Here is a 19,334-nt window from a genome sequence, read left to right as displayed (position 1 = left end):
CAGTTGCATTCGACATTCGTACTGACCGCCATCGCCATGCTGGCCTTCGCCGCCAATTCGCTTCTGGCGCGAGAAGCGCTGGGGACAGTGTCGATCGAGGCCGCAGGCTATACCGCTGTCCGGATCGTCTCCGGCGCGCTTGTGCTTTACGGCCTGATGCGACGCGGGCCGCTTCAGTCCGCATCGGTTGACAGACGCCTGCCGGGGGACTGGTGGGCGGCTGCGGCTCTTTTCGTTTATGCCATCGCATTCTCCGCGGCCTATCTTTCGCTTGGTGCTGCGACCGGGGCGCTGATCCTCTTTTCTTCCGTCCAGGCGAGCATGCTGGCCTTCGGACTTTTCAAGGGCGATCGGCCAAGCCTGAGGGAGGTGATCGGGTTTGCGATCGCTTTCGGCGCCTTCGTCTATCTCATCCTGCCCGGCGTGGGACGACCGGATCTCGTTGGCAGCCTGTTGATGATCGCCTCGGGCATGGCCTGGGCTGTCTATACGCTGCGCGGTCGAGGCTCACGCGATCCGATCGGCGAGACCGCCGGCAATTTTGTACGAGCTTCCGTCTTCTGCCTGCCGCTGGCGGGTTTTGCGCTGCTTTACGAGACGGCGACGCTCGCGGGCATCCTTCTTGCACTCGGCTCTGGCATCGTTGCCTCCGGCCTAGGCTATTCCATCTGGTACAGGGCGTTGCGCGGGCTCACCACCTTCCAGGCGGCGCTCATTCAGCTGTCCGTCCCGGTGATTGCGGCGCTCGGTGCCATCCTTTTCCTCAATGAGAGGCTGACGCTGCATTTTGTCGTGGCGGCAGCTTTCGTCATTGGCGGCATCGCCTTCGCCATCCTCGCCAAGCAGAAGCGGCAGGCCTGAACGCGTCGAGATTCGGCTTGGTTAGTTGAAGAATGCGAGCAATCCCGAAATGACCGTTGCCCCACCGATGGGCGCGATGAACAGCAGGATGATGTTTAACCCGACGATCCAGGCCAGCGCCTTCTGCTGGCGCGGTGTCAGTGGCTGCGGCCCCCGGCTCGGTGGTGGCTCTGGCGGCGGCGTGTAATTCTTGAGATCGAGAAACATGACGGGAAGCCTGCCTCCGGTGCCGGACCACTATCATCAACCGGATAATAGATAGGCAGCAGTCACGCTTTTCCAGCGTTGACTTCGTCCTTAAAGCAAAGATTATCCTGATATCTTCAAGGGCTCAAGCAGCATCTTCGAGTGCAGCGGCCGGCAGATTGGCGCGTGCATTGAGCACTTCGAGACCGACGATCCGACCATCGCGGTCGTAGTCAAGCATGATGCCTTCGGAGACCTCTTCGCTCTCCAGGACGGCCTCCGTGGAAAAACGAATATAGGCAGCGTCGGCAGCTGCATCATATTCCAGTCTGGGCTTCATCTCGGCATCCGTGCGTTGCGATCGAGAAACGCCGTTATGATACGGATTTCTGTTTCGCTTTCCAAGCAGATTACCCGCAAGATGCGGTCTTCGCGTTCAGGAATACGGCCAAATCGTCGTTCCGTCGGTAGGCCTGATGGATCGCTTTCAGACCAATCTGGATTGCGAACCGTTCGCTCTATCCAGTCGAATTCGAGTTGCCGCTCCAATATCACCGTTTTTGCGTGCGCGGTGAAGTGGAGCGGCTTGCTCATTTCGTGCGCCTCAGAAGTAGCTCTGAAGCGGGCGAACCTCGAGCTGGCCGCTCTTCAGCGCCCGGATGGCTTCGGCGGCCGCCAGGGCTCCTGCCATGGTCGTATAGTAGGGCACCTTCTGCATCAGGGCTGCGCGGCGGAGCGACTTGGAGTCCGAGATCGCCTTGTTGCCGTCGGTCGTGTTGATGACCAGCTGGACCTGACGGTTGCGGATCGCGTCCTCGATATGTGGACGTCCCTCAAGCACCTTGTTGATCTTGATCGCGTCGATGCCGTTTTCGGCGAGGAAGCGCTGAGTGCCGCCCGTTGCCATGACCTTGAAGCCGATCTGGGTGAGGATCTGGATCGCGGGCAGGACGCGGGCCTTGTCCTCGTCGCGGACCGAGACGAAGACCGTGCCATCTCGCGGCAGTTCGACGGATGCTCCGAGCTGGCTCTTGGCGAAGGCGAGCGCAAAGTCCGTGTCGAGGCCGATGACTTCGCCGGTCGAGCGCATTTCCGGGCCGAGCAGCGTGTCGACGCCGGGGAAGCGGGCAAATGGGAAGACGGCTTCCTTGACTGCGATGTGCTTCAGGTTGCGCGGATCGGGCTTTTCGCCATAAGCGGCGATCGCGTCGTCGAGCTTTTCGCCGGTCATGATGCGGGCGGCGATCTTCGCGATCGGGGCGCCGATGGTCTTCGCTACGAAGGGCACCGTGCGCGAGGCGCGCGGGTTCACTTCGAGAACGTAGATCACGTCGTCCTTTATGGCGTACTGGACATTCATCAGGCCGCCGACATTGAGCGCCTTGGCCATGGCGGCCGTCTGGCGTTCCAGCTCGTCGAGCGTTGCCTTGGAGAGCGAACGCGAGGGCAGCGAGCAGGCCGAGTCACCGGAATGGATGCCGGCTTCCTCGATATGCTCCATGATGCCGGAGACGAATACCGTTTCGCCATCGCAGAGCGCATCGACATCGACTTCGATGGCATTCGTAAGGTAGCTGTCGAAGAGCAGCGGGTTCTTGCCGAGCAGCGTGTTGATCTGGCCGGTCTTGTCGTTCGGGTAACGCTGCTTGATATCCTCTGGGACCAGACCCGGAACCGTGTCGAGCAGGTAGGACTGCAGCATCGATTCCGAATGGATGATCTGCATGGCGCGGCCGCCGAGCACGTAAGAAGGGCGCACGACCAGCGGGAAGCCGATCTCGGAGGCGACGAGGCGTGCCTGCTCGACCGAGTAGGCGATGCCATTGTTCGGCTGGTTGAGGTCGAGCTTCATCAGCAACTTCTGGAAGCGGTCGCGGTCTTCGGCGAGGTCGATCATGTCGGGCGCGGTGCCGAGGATCGGGATGCCGTTCTTTTCGAGTGCCTCGGCGAGCTTCAGCGGGGTCTGGCCGCCGAACTGGACGATGACGCCGACAACTTCGCCCTTTTCCTGCTCGGCGCGCAGGATCTCAATCACGTCTTCGGCGGTCAGCGGCTCGAAATAGAGGCGGTCGGAGGTGTCATAGTCGGTCGAGACGGTTTCCGGATTGCAATTGACCATGATGGCCTCATAGCCGGCGTCCTTCAGCGCGAAGGCGGCATGGCAGCAGCAATAGTCGAACTCGATGCCCTGGCCGATGCGGTTCGGGCCGCCACCGAGGATGACGACCTTCTTGCGGTCGGAGACCTCTGCCTCGGAGCGCAGCGCGCCGACGAAGGGCGTTTCGTAGGTCGAATACATATAGGCAGTCGGAGAGGCGAATTCGGCCGCGCAGGTATCAATACGCTTGAAGACCGGGCGCACGCCAAGACCATTGCGCAGTTCAGCGACTTCCTTCGGGCGCTTGCCGGACAGCGAGGCGAGGCGGGCGTCGGAGAAGCCCATGGCTTTGAGCATACGCAGGTTTTCGGCGTCCTCTGGCAGGCCATGCTCGCGCACGCGGGCTTCCATGTCGGTGATCGCCTTGAACTGGGCGATGAACCACGGATCGATCTTGCAGCCTTCGTGGACTTCTTCCGGCGACATGCCGAGGCGCAGTGCCTGGGCAACCATGCGCAGGCGGTCAGGCGTCGGCGTGCCGATGGCGGCACGAATGGCGTTCTTGTCGTCGCCCTGACCAAGGCCCGGGATCTCGATTTCGTCGAGGCCGGTGAGGCCTGTTTCCAGGCCACGCAGCGCCTTTTGCAGGGATTCGGCAAAGGTACGACCGATCGCCATGACTTCACCGACCGACTTCATCGCGGTGGTGAGCGTCGGCTCGGCGCCGGGGAATTTTTCGAAGGCGAAACGCGGGATCTTGGTGACGACGTAGTCGATCGACGGCTCGAAGGAGGCCGGGGTTGCGCCGCCGGTGATGTCGTTTTCGAGTTCGTCGAGCGTGTAGCCGATGGCGAGCTTGGCGGCGATCTTGGCGATCGGGAAGCCGGTGGCCTTGGAGGCAAGCGCCGACGAGCGCGAGACGCGCGGGTTCATTTCGATGACGACAAGGCGGCCGTCAGCCGGGTTGACGGCGAACTGCACGTTCGAGCCGCCCGTCTCAACGCCGATCTCGCGGAGAACCGCGATCGAGGCGTTGCGCATGATCTGGTATTCCTTGTCGGTCAGCGTCAGCGCTGGGGCGACCGTGATGCTATCGCCGGTGTGGACGCCCATCGGATCGATGTTTTCGATCGAGCAGACGATGATGCAGTTGTCCGCCTTGTCGCGGACGACCTCCATTTCATACTCCTTCCAGCCGAGGACCGATTCTTCGATCAGGACCTCGGTGGTCGGGGAGGCGTCGAGGCCGGAATTGATGATCTCGTAGAATTCCGAACGGTTGTAGGCTATGCCGCCGCCGGTGCCGCCCATGGTGAAGGACGGGCGGATGATGGCGGGCAGGCCGACATGGTCGAGGGCCTGGGCGGCAATCGCCATGGCATGACCCATGTAGCGCTGCTTGCGGTCGGTCTCGCCAAGGTTCCACTGGTTCTCGAGCTCGTCGAGGGCCTTGTCGAGTTCGGCGCCCGACAGTTTCGCCTTCAGCTCGTTGCGGGCGGCTTCATGCGTCTTGCGGTCGGCGTCCTTGATCTCGGTTGCGTTGGCGAGCATCGACTTCGGGGTTTCGAGCCCGATGCGGGTCATGGCTTCGCGGAAGAGGGCGCGGTCTTCTGCCATGTCGATGGCGGCGGGCTTGGCGCCGATCATCTCGACATTGTAGCGGTCGAGCACGCCCATGCGCTTCAAGGAGAGCGCGGTGTTCAGCGCCGTCTGGCCGCCCATGGTCGGGAGCAGCGCATCGGGGCGCTCCTTGGCGATGATCTTGGCGACGACTTCAGGCGTGATCGGCTCGACGTAAGTGGCGTCGGCAAGACCCGGATCGGTCATGATGGTCGCCGGGTTGGAATTCACCAGGATGACCCGGTATCCTTCTTCCTTCAGCGCCTTGACGGCCTGGGTGCCGGAATAGTCGAACTCACATGCCTGACCGATGACGATCGGCCCCGCGCCGATGATGAGGATGGACTTGATGTCTTGGCGCTTGGGCATGGGCTCTATCCGTTCTTTGACCTGCGCGAAAAACCGGCCTGGGTGAGGGAGGTCACCGGCCGGGCGCAGAGAGATGGTCTTTTCAGGCTAGAAGCGGCTTATAGGGAAATGTTGGCCGGGAAGGAACCCCGAAATTGACGATTCCGACAGGAAATCGCGTCGCTGTCCGAATGGCGTTGGCGAGACTCGATCAGCGTGCGGCGGAGGGGCATCACGACCGGTCCCGCGTAGGCGCCTGACGCGCCGTCGATTACGGAATTTTCAGCAAAAGAATGCTTATCATTGCTGATGATTTCAGCTCCTGAGAATACCACTGTCAAAAGCCGCCTACTCGCTCTTTGGCGAGAAATGCTGGCGCATATGCGCTGCGATGGTGCCGTGTATGCTTGCGTGGCAATTTACACGCTCATCTGCTTCGGAGTGCTGCAGTTTTACGGCCGTTGGGACCAGTCGTCCCACACTCTCTATTTCGTACAATGGCCGCTACTTTTTCTCTGGTTCATGCCGATGATGGCGATCACGTTCGATCTTGTCTGCGGGATCCATCGGTTTGGCGGCAACCGGGGCCGCGCCTATCGGCGCTTCTTCGGGGCGAAGCGGCTCGCCAGGCTGTTTGCAGGGATGGTTCTGCTCATGGCCCTGATGATCTTTCAAGGAAGCTTCACTTCTCTCAAGAACATGCTGCCGATTCTGGCTGACGGCTTCCGCTACGACACGCTGCATGCCGACATCGACCGCTATATCCATTTTGGCTACGACCCTTGGCGACTGCTCTATCCACTGGCAGGCCACCCCATCGTGCTGGCGATCCTTGAATGGAACTACAGCGTCCTATGGTTCGTGATCTGCTTTGCATCGCTGTTCTTCGTCGCCACCTCGGCCTGGGCAGACGGTATCCGGACTAGATACATGCTGATGTTCATGTTCGTATGGGTCTTTTGCGGCAATGTGCTGGCCGGTTTGTTCCTGTCTGCTGGGCCCGCCTTCTATGGGGAAGTTACCGGCGATCATTCCCGCTTCGCAGACCAATTGGCATTCCTCGCGGACGGCCAGGCTCGGTCGTTTCAGCTCTATCTGTGGCAGATCTATGAAAACGGGAGCGCCGGCTTTGGTTCGGGGATCTCGGCATTTCCGAGCGTGCATGTGGGGTTGATCACGATGAATGCACTATTCCTGTCGGATCGTTTTCCGAAGCTGGCTTGGCTGGCGGCCGCTTACACCATGCTGATTGTCGTCAGTTCGGTCTATCTCGGTTGGCATTATGCCATCGATGGTTACGTGTCGGTCGTGGTGGTCGCGCTCGCCCATGGGTTACTGAAAAGCTGGGAAGCCCGTAGTCAGTTCCGATCCCCGCAAGCCGTGCTGATCGACGGCAAAGATTGAGCTTAGTTTATGCACTCGAGGAGCGCTGGCGGAACAATCGTTGAGGCTCGCAGTCGCAATCGTCATACTCCGTTTGCAGCCGATTGCTAATCGCAATGGCATCCATAACCAGAGGATGCCATGTCGACCCACGTTTTCTCAGATCTTCCCGACCGTCTTGTTCCTTTCTCTCGCAATCTGATGTCGGGCCCGATCCCCCATCTCGGGCAACGCTACGACACCGCCGGCACCTTCCTTCGCGAACGCGGCAACACCGTCGTGTGCCACCTCGTCGAGGGGTCCGAAGCGGCGGCTGCGATCACCGATGCACGTTCGCGGTTCACGCAGATGCCCGGTGCCGACAAGCTCGCCTTCACGGCCGCCTCCAGCCTGCACATGACCCTCTTTCAGGGGATCATCGAGACGCGGCGGGCGCTGCCCTACTGGCCGTCCGACGTGCCAGTGGAAACGCCAGTCGACGACATGACGGGGCTCCTCATCGATCGCCTGGCGCGCTTCGAGCCAGGTGACACCTTTGCCATGGAGGTGACGCATGCCACCCCGAATGGCCTGACGCTTGATGGTGTGACGGAACGCGACCGGGCAATCCTGAAAGACTGGCGGAACCGCCTGGCGGATCTGCTCGGCTACCGGCATCCGGATCACGAGACCTATGTCTTCCACATCACCTTCGCCTACATGATCGAGCGCTTCGACGATCAGACCATGGCGGCCTGGGTGCCGTTTCTCGACGAAGTCACAACGGAGATCCGTCGGCGTGCGCCGGTGATCGAGCTTCGGGCACCGGCATTCTGTGCCTTCGACGACATGAACCACTTCGAAGAGCTTCTCGTCTTCGAGCCGAAGTGAACCGCAAAGCGGAAACGAAAATGGCGGGCCGGAGCCCGCCATCCCTTGCATCAGGACGAGCCTGCGCGATCAAAATTCTTCCCACTCGGCGCCACTCGGGGCGGGCTTCGCGCCCATGGCCGAGGCGATCTTTCCGGCCAGCGCACGCGCCGGGGATGTTACCGGACGGGCGGCTTCGCTGACAGGCGACGGACGGGCAGGAGACGCTGAGCGGGTGTGGGTCGAAGCCGGAGCGCTGTGGGGCCGTAGCGCATGAGTCGCTGCCGATGCGTGCGGGGTCGAGCCGAGATTGAACTGGGCGAGGCGGGCCGAAAGGGCCTGCACTTCCGAGACGAGGGTGTGGGACGCGGCATTGGTTTCCTCGACCATGGCGGCGTTTTTCTGGGTGCCCTGGTCCATGATGTTGACGGCCGAGTTGATCTCGTGAAGGCCGGTCGACTGTTCGCGTGCGGCCTCGACGATCGCATGGACGTTGGTGTTGATCTGCTGCACTTCGGCGACGATGGCCGAGAGGGCTTCGCCGGTCTGGTCGACAAGCGAGACGCCGTGCTTGACCTGTTCGCCGGAGGCCGTGATCAGGGTCTTGATTTCCTTTGCGGCATTGGCGGAGCGCTGCGCAAGCTCGCGGACTTCCTGGGCGACGACGGCAAAACCCTTGCCGGCTTCGCCTGCGCGGGCTGCCTCGACGCCGGCATTGAGCGCCAGCAGGTTGGTCTGGAAGGCGATTTCGTCGATCACGCCGATAATGTTGGAGATCGACTGTGACGACTGTTCGATGGCGCTCATCGCATCGACCGCTGAGCGAACGACCTCACCGGAGCGTTCGGCGCTTTCCTTGGTGCGGCTGACCTGCTGGCCGGCTTCTTCGGCGCGCTGGGTCGATTCCTTGACGGAGCGGGTGATCTGCGAAAGGGCCGCGGACGTCTCCTCGACGGAAGCCGCCTGCTGTTCGGTGCGGCGCGCCAGATCGTCGGCTGCCGAGCGGATTTCGTTCGAGCCGTTCTCGATGGTGGTCGCGTTGTCGCGGAACGAGATCATCGCAGCGCGCAGCTTCTCGATCGAATCGTTGAAGTTGCCCCTGATCTCGTCGAGCGCCGGCGAGAAGGCCTTGTCGAGCCGGACAGTCATGTCGCCGTCCGAAAGGCGGGCGAGGCCGGCGCGCAGTTCGTCGACGACGAAGCGGATTTCCTCTTCGCGGGCCTTGTGCCCCTTGGAGCGTTCGACGCGTTCGACCTCTTCGAGCTCGTAGCGGGCTTCCGCCTCCTTCTCGAGCGCGACCTTCTTGCGATTGCTCTCCAGGAGGACGCCGAGCGAGCGGGAGAGATCCCCCAACTCGTCCTGACGGTCCTTGTCGGTCAGTTCGACGTCGAGGCGGCCGGCAGCAATGTCGGTGGTCTGGCCGATGACGCGATTGATGCGACCGATGAAGCGGCGGGCGAGCAGCCAGCCGACAACAATGAGGATGATGGTTGCGCCGGCTATGATGAGAGCGGAGGTCCAGAGGGTCTCCGTCAGGACACCGAGCACGGTTGCGCTCGGGACGGCGACCACGACGTTCCAGATGGCGCCGGGGAAGGGTTCAATCGGGACTGCAATGGCCATGCGCTCGATGCCGTCCTTGTCGACCATGGTGCCGACCGAACCCGGTGACTTCAGCAGGCTCTCCCATGCGGTTGCGTTCAGACCGCTGTCCTTCAGCGCCTTGCCCATGGCCGCCTTGTCCGGATGGCTGACAAAGGCGTTGGCGGACGACAAGAGGGCGATGTAGCCGTCGCCAAGAGGGCGCTTTGCCCCGAGATCGGCAGCCGTCTTGTCGAGGTCGATATCGGCGCCGACATAGCCGAGTGCCTTGCCGTTCTCCATCACCGGGATCGAGATCGTCGTCATCAGGACGTCCTTGCCGTCGACCGGGTAGACGTAGGGTTCGAGCAGAACCGTTTTTCCTGTCGTAACGGGCAGGATGTAGTAGTCGCCGGCGCCTGGCTTGTCATAATCGACGAGCACGTCGCTCTTGATCGTTCCACCCGACCTGTAGATGTAGGGCATGAAGCGGCCGGTCTGATCGTGGGCCGCTTTGCCTACGAAGTCTGCATCCTTCCCGTCGAAGGCGTTCGGTTCCCAGCCGCTCGAAACGCCGATGGCGCCGGGGAAGCCTTCCAAGGTGGTCGTCATGACGGCCATGGCTGTGTCGCGGTCGGCCAGTCCCTTTGCACGCAGGGCGGCAATCGAGGCTTCCATGCCAACGACCATCTGGTGTGCGACGCTGAGCGTCTTGTTCACCTCTGCTGCGGCCTCTGACGCAGCTGTCTGCATCTTGTCGATACCGGCGCCACGGATCGTACCATAGCTGACGCCCACCACTGTCGCGGCAACGCCGATGGTCGTCACGACGCCGAGTGCCACCGTCGAGAAGATGTTCCTGCTGGTTGCAGATTTGAATAACATGGGCCGTTCCCTCATGAGCCTATGACTTCGTTGCGGCAAACAGCGTCCACCGCGCCGGTGTTGTTCCGGCCTTTCAGGGTGAGATTACCCCTGCATGGTTAAGTAGGTGTTTATATTCGGGTGGGCCGCTAGATCCGATCTTGCTTGATCGGCGTGTGGTTTGACCGGAAGGTGAGGGCCATCAAACGAGTCGGCAGTGGGGGAGTGAAAGTGTTCAGGGAGTATGCTGACTTCGACGGATTGGCGCTGGCCGACCTGATCAAGCGCAAAGAGGTTTCGGCTGGCGAGGTGCTTGAGGCGGCGGTAACGCGGATCGAGACGGTCAATCCGGAGCTGAATGCGGTTGTCCGACCGCTTTTCGATCGGGCGCGGCAGCGGGTCGCGAAGGGATTGCCGGACGGCCCGTTTTCCGGTGTTCCGTTTCTGGTGAAGGACCTCCTGGCGCAGATTGACGGTGTGCCGACGGGCAATGGCAATCGGCTCTGGGCAACGCGGGTCGCAAAGGGCAATAGCGAATTGGTGAGCCGATGGGAGACGGCCGGCCTCGTCATCGCCGGGCGCACCAACACGCCTGAGTTTGGCCTGACACCCTATACCGAACCAGGCGCCAATGGCCCGACACGCAATCCCTGGGATCTCACGCGCACCCCAGGCGGCTCATCGGGCGGATCGGGTGCGGCGGTAGCCTCCGGCATGGTGCCGATTGCGTCCGGTGGCGACGGGGGCGGGTCTATCCGCATCCCGGCGTCTGCCTGTGGCGTCTTCGGCATGAAGCCGACGCGCGGACGAACACCGGCCGGACCCTTCATCGGCGAGGCCTGGTCCGGTTTTGCCATCGAGCATGTGCTGACGCGCTCGGTGCGCGACAGTGCCGCCGTCCTTGACGCGACGCATGGAGCGGATCGCGGTTCGCCTCATCCGCTGCCGCCGCAGGAAGGCACATTCCTGGATGCCTGCCAGCGCGCGCCCGGAAAGCTGAAGATCGCGGTGTCGCGCCAGCCGATGCTCGGCAAGGCCGTGGCGCCGGAGGTGGTGGCTGCCTTCAATGATACGGTGAAGCTTCTGGCCGATCTCGGTCACGAGGTGATCGAGGCGGCGCCTCCTGTGGAGCGCGAGGCCTTTTCCATGGCCTTCCTGACGGCTCTTGCCGGTGAGCTTCGCGCCGACATCGAGTTCACGGCGAAGACCTTCGGGGTAAAGATCCGTCCCGGCGACTACGATGCGTCCTCCTTTGGCATGGGGCTCCTGGGCGAGGGTTTCACCGCGTCCGACCTGATCACCGCCCATCGCTATCTCACGCTGTCGGCCCGCTCCATCCTCGGTTTCTTCGAGGATGTCGATGTGCTGATGACGCCGGTGCTTTCGACCTTGCCAGTCAAGATTGGCGCCTTGCAGCCGAGCGCCATCGAGAAGAAGCTCTTGACGGTGCTCGGCTATGTCGGCGGCGGCAGGCTGTTGAAGAAGCTCGGGATTGCCGAGCAGCTGGCTGCCCAGACCTTCGAGTTTATTCCCTGGACACCTGTCTTCAACGTCACCGGCCAGCCGGCCATGTCGGTTCCAACGGGCTGGTCGCCAGAGGGCTTGCCGATCGGGATGCAGTTCGTCGGTCGTTTCGCCGACGAAGACACGCTGTTTGCGCTTGCCGGCCAGCTCGAGCAGGCGGCACCCTGGAAGGACAGACGCCCGCCGCTCTGACCGCCCCGCTTACAGGCCGGGCACGACGAGCACCTTGACCTCGCCCGGTTGCGGCGGATTGCTGACCACATCGGGCGCATCGTCGAGCGAGACCTTGCGCGAGATCAGCTTCTCGACCTCGATTTTGCCCGAGGCGATCAGGTCGGCTGCGCGGCGGTGGGTGAAGGGGTTCAAGAAGGAGGTGACCAGCTTGACCTCGCGGAAGAGCAGGTCGAAGGGCTCGATCGCCACCTTTTCCCCTTGCGCCATCACACCGAGGATGACGGCGGTGCCCCCCGGACGGACGAGCTTCGTCGCCTGAATGACCGTTTCGCCGACGCCTGCGCATTCGAGGACAACGTCCACGCCGCCGGGAACGAGACCGGTCTCGCCGGAGATCTGCATGACGACATCGCCTGCGGCAGGGTCGACGCTGGCGGTTGCGCCGAGCTCTTCGGCGAGCTTGCGGCGGGCGGCCTGACGGGTCACGAGGATGACCGTGGCTGCGCCTGCCAAGCGGGCGAGCTGTACCGTGAGGAGGCCGATGACGCCACCGCCGAGCACGACAACAGAAGAGCCGGCCTTGATCTCGGCGAGATCGATGCCGTGCAGGCAGCATGCAAGCGGTTCACAAAAGGCGCCGTGCATCGGGTCGAGGTCTGGCGGCAGGAGAAAGGCCTGACGGTGTGGAACGACCACATAGTCGGCGAAACCGCCGTCGCGGTGAATGCCGATGGCTCTGAGGTTCCGGCAGAGATTTACCCGGCCGTTGACGCAGTGGCTGCAGCGACCGCAGGCGATGTTCGGGTCCCCCGTGATGCGATCGCCGAGTTTGAAGCCGGTGACGGCGCTGCCGATCTCTTCGACAATGCCGCTGAATTCGTGGCCGAGGGTGACCGGTGGCGTGCAGGGGAATTCACCGTGGTAGAGATGCCGGTCGGTGCCGCAGACGCCGCAGGCTTCTACGCGCACCAAGATATCATCCGGTCCTGCCTTTGGCTTTTCCACCTCCCGTGTGAAAAGCTGGCCCGTCGCCTCCAGTCGCATCGCCTTCATCAGTCACTCCTCCCAAAGCATTGTCTGCCTTTGCAGATTTGCATGCAGGATCAGGGCTGCCAAGCCGTCAGCGCGTGCGATCTGTCTTCCCATCACCGACAAAGTTGAGCTGTCAGCCTCGACGGCGGTCGGGCTGGTCGCTAGACAGTTCAAGCAACGACAATCAAAGGGCCGTCTCTGATGATCACCGTCCACTATCTCGACAACTCGCGCGCCCACCGCATTCTCTGGCTGCTCGAGGAGCTTGGCCTCGACTATCAGGTCAAGGTCTATCATCGGACGAAGGAATACCTCGCGCCGAAGGAGCTGAAGGCGGTGCATCCGCTCGGCAAGTCGCCGGTCATCGAGGATGGGGGGCGCGTTGTCGCGGAAAGCGGTGCGATCATGGAATATCTGATCGAGACCTATGGCGGGGAGGGGTTGCGGCCTGCCGCCGGCACCGAGGAGCGGCTGCGCTATCGATACTGGATGCATTATGCCGAAGGATCGGCCATGCCGCTTTTGGTGATGAAGCTGATCTTTGCGCGCATTCCGGGGCAGGTACCCTTCTTCATCCGGCCTGTGGCCAAAATGATCAGCCAGGGCGTGTCGCGCAAACTGCTCGACCCGCAGCTCTCCGACCATCTCGACCTCTGGATCAACGAAGTCGGCAAGGACGGCTGGTTCGCGGGCCGGGAATTTTCGGCGGCCGATATCGCGATGAGCTTTCCGGTCGAGGCCGGTCTGACCCGAATTGCCGGGGGCAAGGATGTGAGCGTGCTGAAAGGCTGGATCGAGCGGATCCGCGCGCGCCCCGCCTATCAACGCGCGCTGTCGCGGGGTGGGGACTACGGTTACGCCAAGAGCTGAAACGGCTTAGCTTCTGCCGAAACGCTTGCGCACGGTTTCGGTGAAGCTGCGGCTGACAGGCACCGTGGCGCCAGAGGTCAACCGCAGGAAAAGACGGCTGCGGTCTCTTTCCAGGCCTGTGACATGGTTCGCCGCGACCCAATGGGATCGATGGGTTTGAACGCCATCGGTCGCGCCGATTTCGCGCAAGGCATCGGAAAAGCGCAGGAGAAGAAGCTGCCGGCCACGGGTTGTCGTGACGACGGTGTAGTGATCCTCCACGGTCAAATGCAGAAGCGGACCGCGCAATTCCGGCTTGAGGCGAGCAGTCAGCGGCGCTGGCTCGGCCGCGTCATTCGGCGGTTTGAGCGCAGCCGTTGCGTCGCTACCTGATTTTGGTTCGGGAGTGGTGGCCGACAGCGTCAGATGCGTGAGGAGACTGAAGAGCACCGAGAGTGGAAGGCAGACGACGAGCTGGCGGCCATAGGCTGGAAGGCTTGGCGCAGCGCCTAGCCATGACCAACGGATCAGCTCCACCGCAGCAGCGACGAAGGGTGCGGCGATCAGGGCATTGATGGCGAGCAGCAGAGGGGTGCTGTGCAGTCGTCCGGCAAACGAAATCTCCGCCAGCGTGATGACCACAATCGCGATCGTCCATGCGGCTCCATGCAGCAGCGTCCAGAAGGCGGCGCGTTCGAGGACGCCCATGTCCTCCATCGTGCCCGATGGGCCGATCGCCACGAAGACCGAAACCACGATGGCGAATGTTGCCCAGAGGCGCGGCGCGCTGATGAGCATGGTCCATTCACGAAGCGCAGACTGCAGGGTGGTGCTGTTCACGAATTTCTCTCGACATCGACGGCAAAGCATTTGTCTCGCGGCGCCTTGCGAGCGAACAGCGGCACACGATCCATTGAAACCGCGATTTTCTCCAAGGCAAGCCCCATGTCGATTTCTCTGCTGACGCAGTCTTCCCTCGCCATCCAGATCCATGTCGCCTCAGCCGTCTTTGCCCTTCTCCTGGGCGCTACCCTGCTGGTCGGCCGCAAGGGAACTGGCCCGCACCGGCTTCTCGGGCGGCTCTGGATCGGGATGATGGTGATCACTGCACTCTCTAGCTTCTTCATTCAGTCACTGCGGCTCTATTTTGGCTTCAGTCCCATCCACATCTTGTCTGTCTTCACACTGATCGGCAGCTGGCAAGCGGTGGCGGCAGCACGTGCGGGGCGCATCGCCGAACACCGCCGGCATGTGGGCAACCTCTACAGTTTTGCACTGCTGACAGCCGGGGCCTTCACGCTGCTTCCCGGACGGCTGATGCACAAGTTGTTGTTCGGCGAAGGACAGGGGCAGGGGCATCTGTTTGCGATCGGTTTGCTACTCTTCCTCGTGGCGGCGCTTCAGTGGTGGTTGCGCAAATCCCCCCGGCATTTCAGGCCGGGAACCTGAAACACGCGACTTGTCGCTGGTGTCGTGGAACAGTTCGGCTATCTTCTCATTGTCAGGGGCAGATGCGTGGAGGGACAACATCATGGAATGGCGAGGCCGGCGACAGTCGAACAATGTCGAGGACCGGCGTGGGCAGTCCTCCGGTGGCCTTGGCCGCAACCCGTTCGGGCGCTCCGGCATTCAACTCCCGATGGGCGGGCGGCGCGGCGGTGGCTTGAGCTTCGGCACCATCATTTTCCTTGTTGTCATCTACTTCGTGTTGAAGGCCATGGGCATCGACATGCTGCAGGTTCTTGGTGAGGGCAATGTCGGGGGCGCCGGATCGGGTTACGAGCAATCGATCGGCCAGCGTCCTCAGGGGCAGTCCAGTGATGACACCACGGCCTTCGTGCGGACGGTTCTGGCGGAGACCGAGACCACCTGGAATGCAATCTTTACGGCCTCCGGCGAACGCTATCGGGAGCCGACCCTTGTGCTCTTTGCTGGCTCGACGTCATCACCCTGCGGCCAGGCGTCCTCAGCCACCGGTCCGTTTTATTGCCCTGCCGATAGCAAGGTCTATCTCGACACGGAGTTCTTCGACCAGCTTGAGCAGCAGTTCGATGCGGCCGGCGACTTCGCCCAGGCTTATGTGATTGCGCATGAGGTCGGGCATCATGTGCAGAACCTCACCGGTGTTCTGCCGGAGTTCAACCGCCAGCGCCGCTCGATGGGGCAGCGCGAGGCAAACCAGATGTCGGTGCGCGTCGAGCTGCAGGCCGATTGCTATGCCGGGATCTGGGCCAAATCCGCCGACAAGGAGGGCATCCTTTCAGACGGCGATCTCGAGGAGGCGCTGAATGCCGCACAGCAGATCGGCGACGATACACTGCAGAAGCGCAGCCAGGGCTATGTCGTGCCCGACGCCTTCAATCACGGCACGTCTGCGCAGCGGATGAAGTGGTTCAAGCGTGGCTATGACAGCGGCAATGTCGGTGCCTGCGACACCTTCTCCGGCGCGATCTGACGCGCCGGTTCTTTCAGCGGATCAGCAGTGCGGTCAGCCACAGGCCGAGACCGAAGGCGGTATGGGCCAAGAGATTGAGGGCGCGGACCTTGTTCGGGTTCGGCGTCTTCGAGGCGGCCCAGCCGAGCCCAAGGCCCGGCTGCAGCAGGAACCAGCCGGCCGCAACTGTGGCAATCGCCCAGATCCAGGCCGGCAGCAGGGTTGGTCCGGCAAGCCAGCTTGAGCCGAGCGCGAGGACGAGGATGATCCCGTAGGCAATGCCGACGGCATAATGCGCGATCCAGCCAAGTGCCTGTTCGTGGCGGTAGGGTGCAGCATCTGCGATCGTTTGATGAAACACCGTGCCGAATTTAAGGTGATAGAACCAACGTCCGACGGGAGCCCAGTTGGCCTTCGGCTGGCGGAAGGCGAGCGTCAGAAACATGGCCCAGAGGTCCATGGCAAGTGTTGCGCCGATCCCGATGATGGAGCCGCGCCAGATCAGTTCCCACATGCTTCATCCGTCCTGGTGATCGAGAAATAGAGAGTTGACCCTATGGGCGGTTTGCGGCCGTAAGAAAGGCCGTTTTGCGCGGCAACAGGCAGCTTCCCCTGTTTTTCGAGAGGATTTCGGTTCGGATCTGATGTTTAAGCGCTGATTTTCATCAATCTTGCTGATGTATCGCGCAATAATTTTGCAGGTTGTCGATTTCACCTTGCTGGATTGCAGGTTGCCGCTTATCCCGATGTGACATGCCGCTCACCAGTACGCTCTGGAAGCGGCTTTTTTCGTTGGAATAAAGCCATGCAAACCGATGCTGTCACGATCGAAACCTCAAGCCATGCGCCTGTCGGCGCCGGCTCCTGGATGTCGCATATCCGGGCGACACTGTCGCTCGGTATTCCCCTGATCGGCGCGCAGCTGGCGCAACTCGGCATTCACACCACGGATGTGGTCATCGTCGGTCAGCTTGGAGCGGTACCGCTCGCAGCCATGGTGCTGGCCGGGCAGTTCTTCTTCACGATCTTCATCTTCGGATCCGGTTTCTCCATGGCTGTCATGCCCATGGTCGCTCAGGCATATGGACGCGGTGACGTCGTCTCTGTCCGTCGCTCGATCCGCATGGGCATGTGGGTCTCTATCCTCTACGTGATCCTGACGATGCCGCTGTTCTTCAATGCGGAGGCGATCCTGCTCGCCTTGGGGCAAAAGCCCGAGGTGGCAAGCCTTGCTGCAAACTATGTCTTCATCATCCAGCTCGGCCTGCTTCCGGCCCTGCTCTTTGCCGTCTTGCGTGCGCTGGTCAGTGCGACGGGCCGGGCCCGGATCGTGCTGTGGGTGACGCTCGGCATCCTGGTCCTCAATGCGATCCTCGCCTATGCGCTGGTGCTCGGGCACTTCGGGCTGCCGGCGCTCGGCATGACCGGGGCGGCGATCGTTGCGGTCATCGTGCAGTGGGTGAGCTTCGTCGCCATGGTGATCTACATCCAGACCCGGGACGAGACGCGGCGTTACGAGCTCTTCGTGCGCTTCTGGCGGCCGGACTGGCAGGCGTTTCGCGAAGTGCTGCATCTCGGGATGCCGATCAGCGTCACCGTGCTTGCGGAAGTCAGCCTGTTCAGCGCTGCCTCGCTTTTGATGGGGCGGATCGGCACGATCGAACTGGCCGCCCATGGCATCGCACTGCAACTCGCCTCGATTGCCTTCATGCTGCCGCTTGGATTGGCGCAAGCCGCAACCGTTCGGATCGGCCTTGCGCATGGACGCGGCAATTATCCGGAGCTGGTGCGGGCATCGATCACGGTGCTTGGCATTGCCGGTCTGATGTCCCTTTCGGGCGCAATCCTGTTCCTGCTCGTGCCGAACCAACTGTCTGCCGCGTTCATCAACGAGAATGCCCCGGCCGCCGCCGAGGTGCTGGCCTATGCGGGGCCGCTCGTCATGGTCGCGGGGCTTTTCCAGCTGGTCGACGGGTTGCAGGCAATTGCGGCTGGGCTCTTGCGCGGGCTGAAAGATGCGCGCGTACCGATGATCCTGGCGCTCGTTTCCTACTGGCCGATCGGCTTCTTCCTCGCCTGGCTCATGGCCTTCCCGCTCGGGATTGGTGGTATCGGCATCTGGTACGGCTTCTGCCTTGGACTTGCGAGCGCTGCCGTCATGCTGAGCCTTCGCTTCTACCTTAAGGTCCGGCATGAAATGCAAACGGCCCGGGGATAAACCCGGGCCGCCAATATCCAGTCTGACTGAAGCGTCTCAGCGCTCGGCAAGTGCCGGTTCGCCCTTCGTTTCGCGCACCATGTTGATGAAGCGGCGGAAGAGGTAGTGGCTGTCCTGCGGGCCGGGTGAGGCTTCCGGATGGTGCTGAACGGAGAAGACCGGCTTGCCCTTGAGGCGCAGGCCGCAATTGGTGCCGTCAAACAGCGAAACGTGAGTCTCTTCAACGTTTTCCGGCAGCGACTTCGAGTCGACTGCGAAGCCGTGGTTCATCGAGACTATTTCGACCTTGCCTGTCGTGAAGTCCTTCACCGGATGGTTTGCGCCGTGATGGCCCTGGTGCATCTTCTCGGTCTGGCCGCCGAGCGCCAGGCCCAGCATCTGGTGGCCGAGGCAGATGCCGAAGACCGGCTTGTCGGTCTTGATAAGGTTCTGGATGACAGGCACGGCATATTCGCCTGTTGCTGCCGGATCTCCCGGACCATTCGACAGGAAGACGCCATCCGGGTTCAGCGCCAGGATGTCTTCCGCCGAGGTGGTGGCGGGAACGACCGTGACCTTGCAGTCGAGGCCGGCAAAGAGGCGCAGGATGTTGCGTTTCACGCCGAAGTCGACGCAGACGATGTGGTACTTGGCGTCGTCCGCACCGAGAGTCGTATGGCCTTCGGTCCAGGACCAGACCTTCTCGTTCCAGACGGAAGACTGGCCCGAGGTCGCGACCTTGGCGAGATCGAGGCCTTCGAGACCGCTCCAGGCCTTGGCTTCGGCCTTCAGCGCCTCGATGTCGAAGACGCCGTTCGGGTCATGGGCGATGACGGCATTCGGGGCGCCATTCTCACGGATCCAGGCGGTGAGGGCGCGGGTGTCGATGCCCGAGAGGCCGATGATGCCGCGGGCCTTCAACCAGGCGTCGAGATGGCTTGCGGCACGATAATTTGAAGGCTCCGTGATATCGGCCTTGAAGATCGTGCCGACCGCGCCGTGGCGTGCTGCCGGCGTCAGGTCTTCGATGTCTTCGTCATTGGTGCCGACATTGCCTATATGCGGGAATGTGAAGGTGACGATCTGGCCGAGATAGGAGGGATCGGTGAGGATTTCCTCGTATCCGGTGAGTGCCGTGTTGAAGCAGACCTCGGCCTGGACCTTGCCGGTCGCGCCGATTCCGTGGCCTTCGATGACGGTGCCGTCGGCGAGAACGAGGAGGGCGGTCGGCTTGCGGGTCGTCCAGGGGGCTGTCGCGGTCATGGTCGTTCCTTGTTCGCCCGCGTGCCGGCCCCTTGTCGGAGCGACCTCGCAGGACCATTTATGTTGTAGAT

General features: G+C 62.1%; 17 protein-coding genes. 8 read left to right on the top strand and 9 right to left on the bottom strand.

The window, feature by feature from the left end; genetic code table 11:
* Positions 1–3 precede the first annotated feature (3 nt).
* The gene (locus GH983_RS12045) at positions 4–861 is read left to right on the top strand and encodes a DMT family transporter (protein WP_083229699.1); all 858 of its coding nucleotides are present in this window, start codon (positions 4–6) and stop codon (positions 859–861) included.
* Between the two features lie 21 nt (positions 862–882).
* Here the strand turns inward: GH983_RS12045 and GH983_RS12040 are convergent, their stop codons facing one another.
* From GH983_RS12040 to carB, 4 genes are all read right to left on the bottom strand, one after another.
* Positions 883–1,068 (bottom strand): hypothetical protein, encoded by a 186-nt coding sequence (locus GH983_RS12040; RefSeq protein WP_054151550.1) that lies wholly within the window; start codon positions 1,066–1,068, stop codon positions 883–885.
* A 124-nt stretch (positions 1,069–1,192) separates the two neighbouring features.
* Entirely contained in the window at positions 1,193–1,387 is a 195-nt protein-coding gene (locus GH983_RS12035; protein WP_069043733.1) for a DUF2283 domain-containing protein, read from the bottom strand.
* On the bottom strand, positions 1,384–1,641 hold the full coding sequence (locus GH983_RS12030; protein ID WP_083229700.1) for a DUF4258 domain-containing protein: 258 nt from the start codon (positions 1,639–1,641) through the stop codon (positions 1,384–1,386). Before GH983_RS12030 ends, GH983_RS12035 begins: the two co-directional genes overlap by 4 nt.
* 10 nt (positions 1,642–1,651) lie before the next feature.
* Positions 1,652–5,134 (bottom strand): carbamoyl-phosphate synthase large subunit, encoded by a 3,483-nt coding sequence (gene carB / locus GH983_RS12025; protein ID WP_153762492.1) that lies wholly within the window; start codon positions 5,132–5,134, stop codon positions 1,652–1,654.
* A gap of 288 nt (positions 5,135–5,422) precedes the next feature.
* On the opposite strand from carB, the gene GH983_RS12020 reads away from it, so the two are divergent.
* Together GH983_RS12020 and GH983_RS12015 are read left to right on the top strand one after the other, a co-directional pair.
* Complete coding sequence (locus GH983_RS12020; protein ID WP_246727563.1) at positions 5,423–6,517, top strand: phosphatase PAP2 family protein; 1,095 nt, start codon at positions 5,423–5,425, stop codon at positions 6,515–6,517.
* 120 nt (positions 6,518–6,637) lie between these two features.
* The gene (locus tag GH983_RS12015; RefSeq protein WP_246727397.1) at positions 6,638–7,366 is read left to right on the top strand and encodes a DUF1868 domain-containing protein; all 729 of its coding nucleotides are present in this window, start codon (positions 6,638–6,640) and stop codon (positions 7,364–7,366) included.
* Positions 7,367–7,435: 69 nt separating this feature from the next.
* Here the strand turns inward: GH983_RS12015 and GH983_RS12010 are convergent, their stop codons facing one another.
* Positions 7,436–9,811, bottom strand: coding sequence for a methyl-accepting chemotaxis protein (locus GH983_RS12010; protein ID WP_153762490.1), 2,376 nt, complete (start codon positions 9,809–9,811; stop codon positions 7,436–7,438).
* A gap of 210 nt (positions 9,812–10,021) precedes the next feature.
* Between GH983_RS12010 and GH983_RS12005 the strand changes: the two genes are divergently transcribed.
* Entirely contained in the window at positions 10,022–11,506 is a 1,485-nt protein-coding gene (locus GH983_RS12005; protein ID WP_210251752.1) for an amidase, read from the top strand.
* Between the two features lie 9 nt (positions 11,507–11,515).
* On the opposite strand, the gene GH983_RS12000 is transcribed toward GH983_RS12005, so the two are convergent.
* A complete protein-coding gene (locus GH983_RS12000; protein ID WP_153762488.1) occupies positions 11,516–12,541 on the bottom strand; it encodes a zinc-dependent alcohol dehydrogenase family protein in 1,026 nt (341 codons plus the stop codon).
* 180 nt (positions 12,542–12,721) lie between these two features.
* On the opposite strand from GH983_RS12000, the gene GH983_RS11995 reads away from it, so the two are divergent.
* Positions 12,722–13,390 carry a glutathione S-transferase family protein gene (locus tag GH983_RS11995; RefSeq protein ID WP_054151558.1) on the top strand — a complete coding sequence of 223 codons (669 nt, stop codon included), beginning with the start codon at positions 12,722–12,724 and terminating at the stop codon, positions 13,388–13,390.
* A 6-nt stretch (positions 13,391–13,396) separates the two neighbouring features.
* Here the strand turns inward: GH983_RS11995 and GH983_RS11990 are convergent, their stop codons facing one another.
* Positions 13,397–14,209, bottom strand: a complete 813-nt coding sequence (locus GH983_RS11990; protein ID WP_194842713.1) for a LytTR family DNA-binding domain-containing protein — start codon at positions 14,207–14,209, stop codon at positions 13,397–13,399.
* Positions 14,210–14,314: 105 nt separating this feature from the next.
* Here GH983_RS11990 and GH983_RS11985 point away from each other — a divergent pair, with 105 nt between their 5' ends.
* On the top strand, positions 14,315–14,818 hold the full coding sequence (locus tag GH983_RS11985; protein ID WP_054151560.1) for a DUF2306 domain-containing protein: 504 nt from the start codon (positions 14,315–14,317) through the stop codon (positions 14,816–14,818).
* Between the two features lie 82 nt (positions 14,819–14,900).
* Entirely contained in the window at positions 14,901–15,824 is a 924-nt protein-coding gene (locus GH983_RS11980; RefSeq protein ID WP_054151561.1) for a neutral zinc metallopeptidase, read from the top strand.
* 13 nt (positions 15,825–15,837) lie between these two features.
* On the opposite strand, the gene GH983_RS11975 is transcribed toward GH983_RS11980, so the two are convergent.
* Positions 15,838–16,317 (bottom strand): DUF2938 domain-containing protein, encoded by a 480-nt coding sequence (locus GH983_RS11975; protein ID WP_054151562.1) that lies wholly within the window; start codon positions 16,315–16,317, stop codon positions 15,838–15,840.
* Positions 16,318–16,608: 291 nt separating this feature from the next.
* Between GH983_RS11975 and GH983_RS11970 the strand changes: the two genes are divergently transcribed.
* Positions 16,609–18,021, top strand: coding sequence for an MATE family efflux transporter (locus GH983_RS11970; protein ID WP_371418343.1), 1,413 nt, complete (start codon positions 16,609–16,611; stop codon positions 18,019–18,021).
* A 36-nt stretch (positions 18,022–18,057) separates the two neighbouring features.
* On the opposite strand, the gene carA is transcribed toward GH983_RS11970, so the two are convergent.
* Positions 18,058–19,263 carry a glutamine-hydrolyzing carbamoyl-phosphate synthase small subunit gene (gene carA, locus GH983_RS11965; protein WP_153762486.1) on the bottom strand — a complete coding sequence of 402 codons (1,206 nt, stop codon included), beginning with the start codon at positions 19,261–19,263 and terminating at the stop codon, positions 18,058–18,060.
* Between the last annotated feature and the right edge of the window lie 71 nt (positions 19,264–19,334).

The sequence above is a fragment of the Agrobacterium sp. MA01 genome (assembly GCF_009650195.1).
Lineage (GTDB): Bacteria > Pseudomonadota > Alphaproteobacteria > Rhizobiales > Rhizobiaceae > Allorhizobium.
The sequence above is the reverse complement of the archived record's forward strand: the minus strand, read 5'-3'. Positions and strand labels throughout refer to the sequence as shown.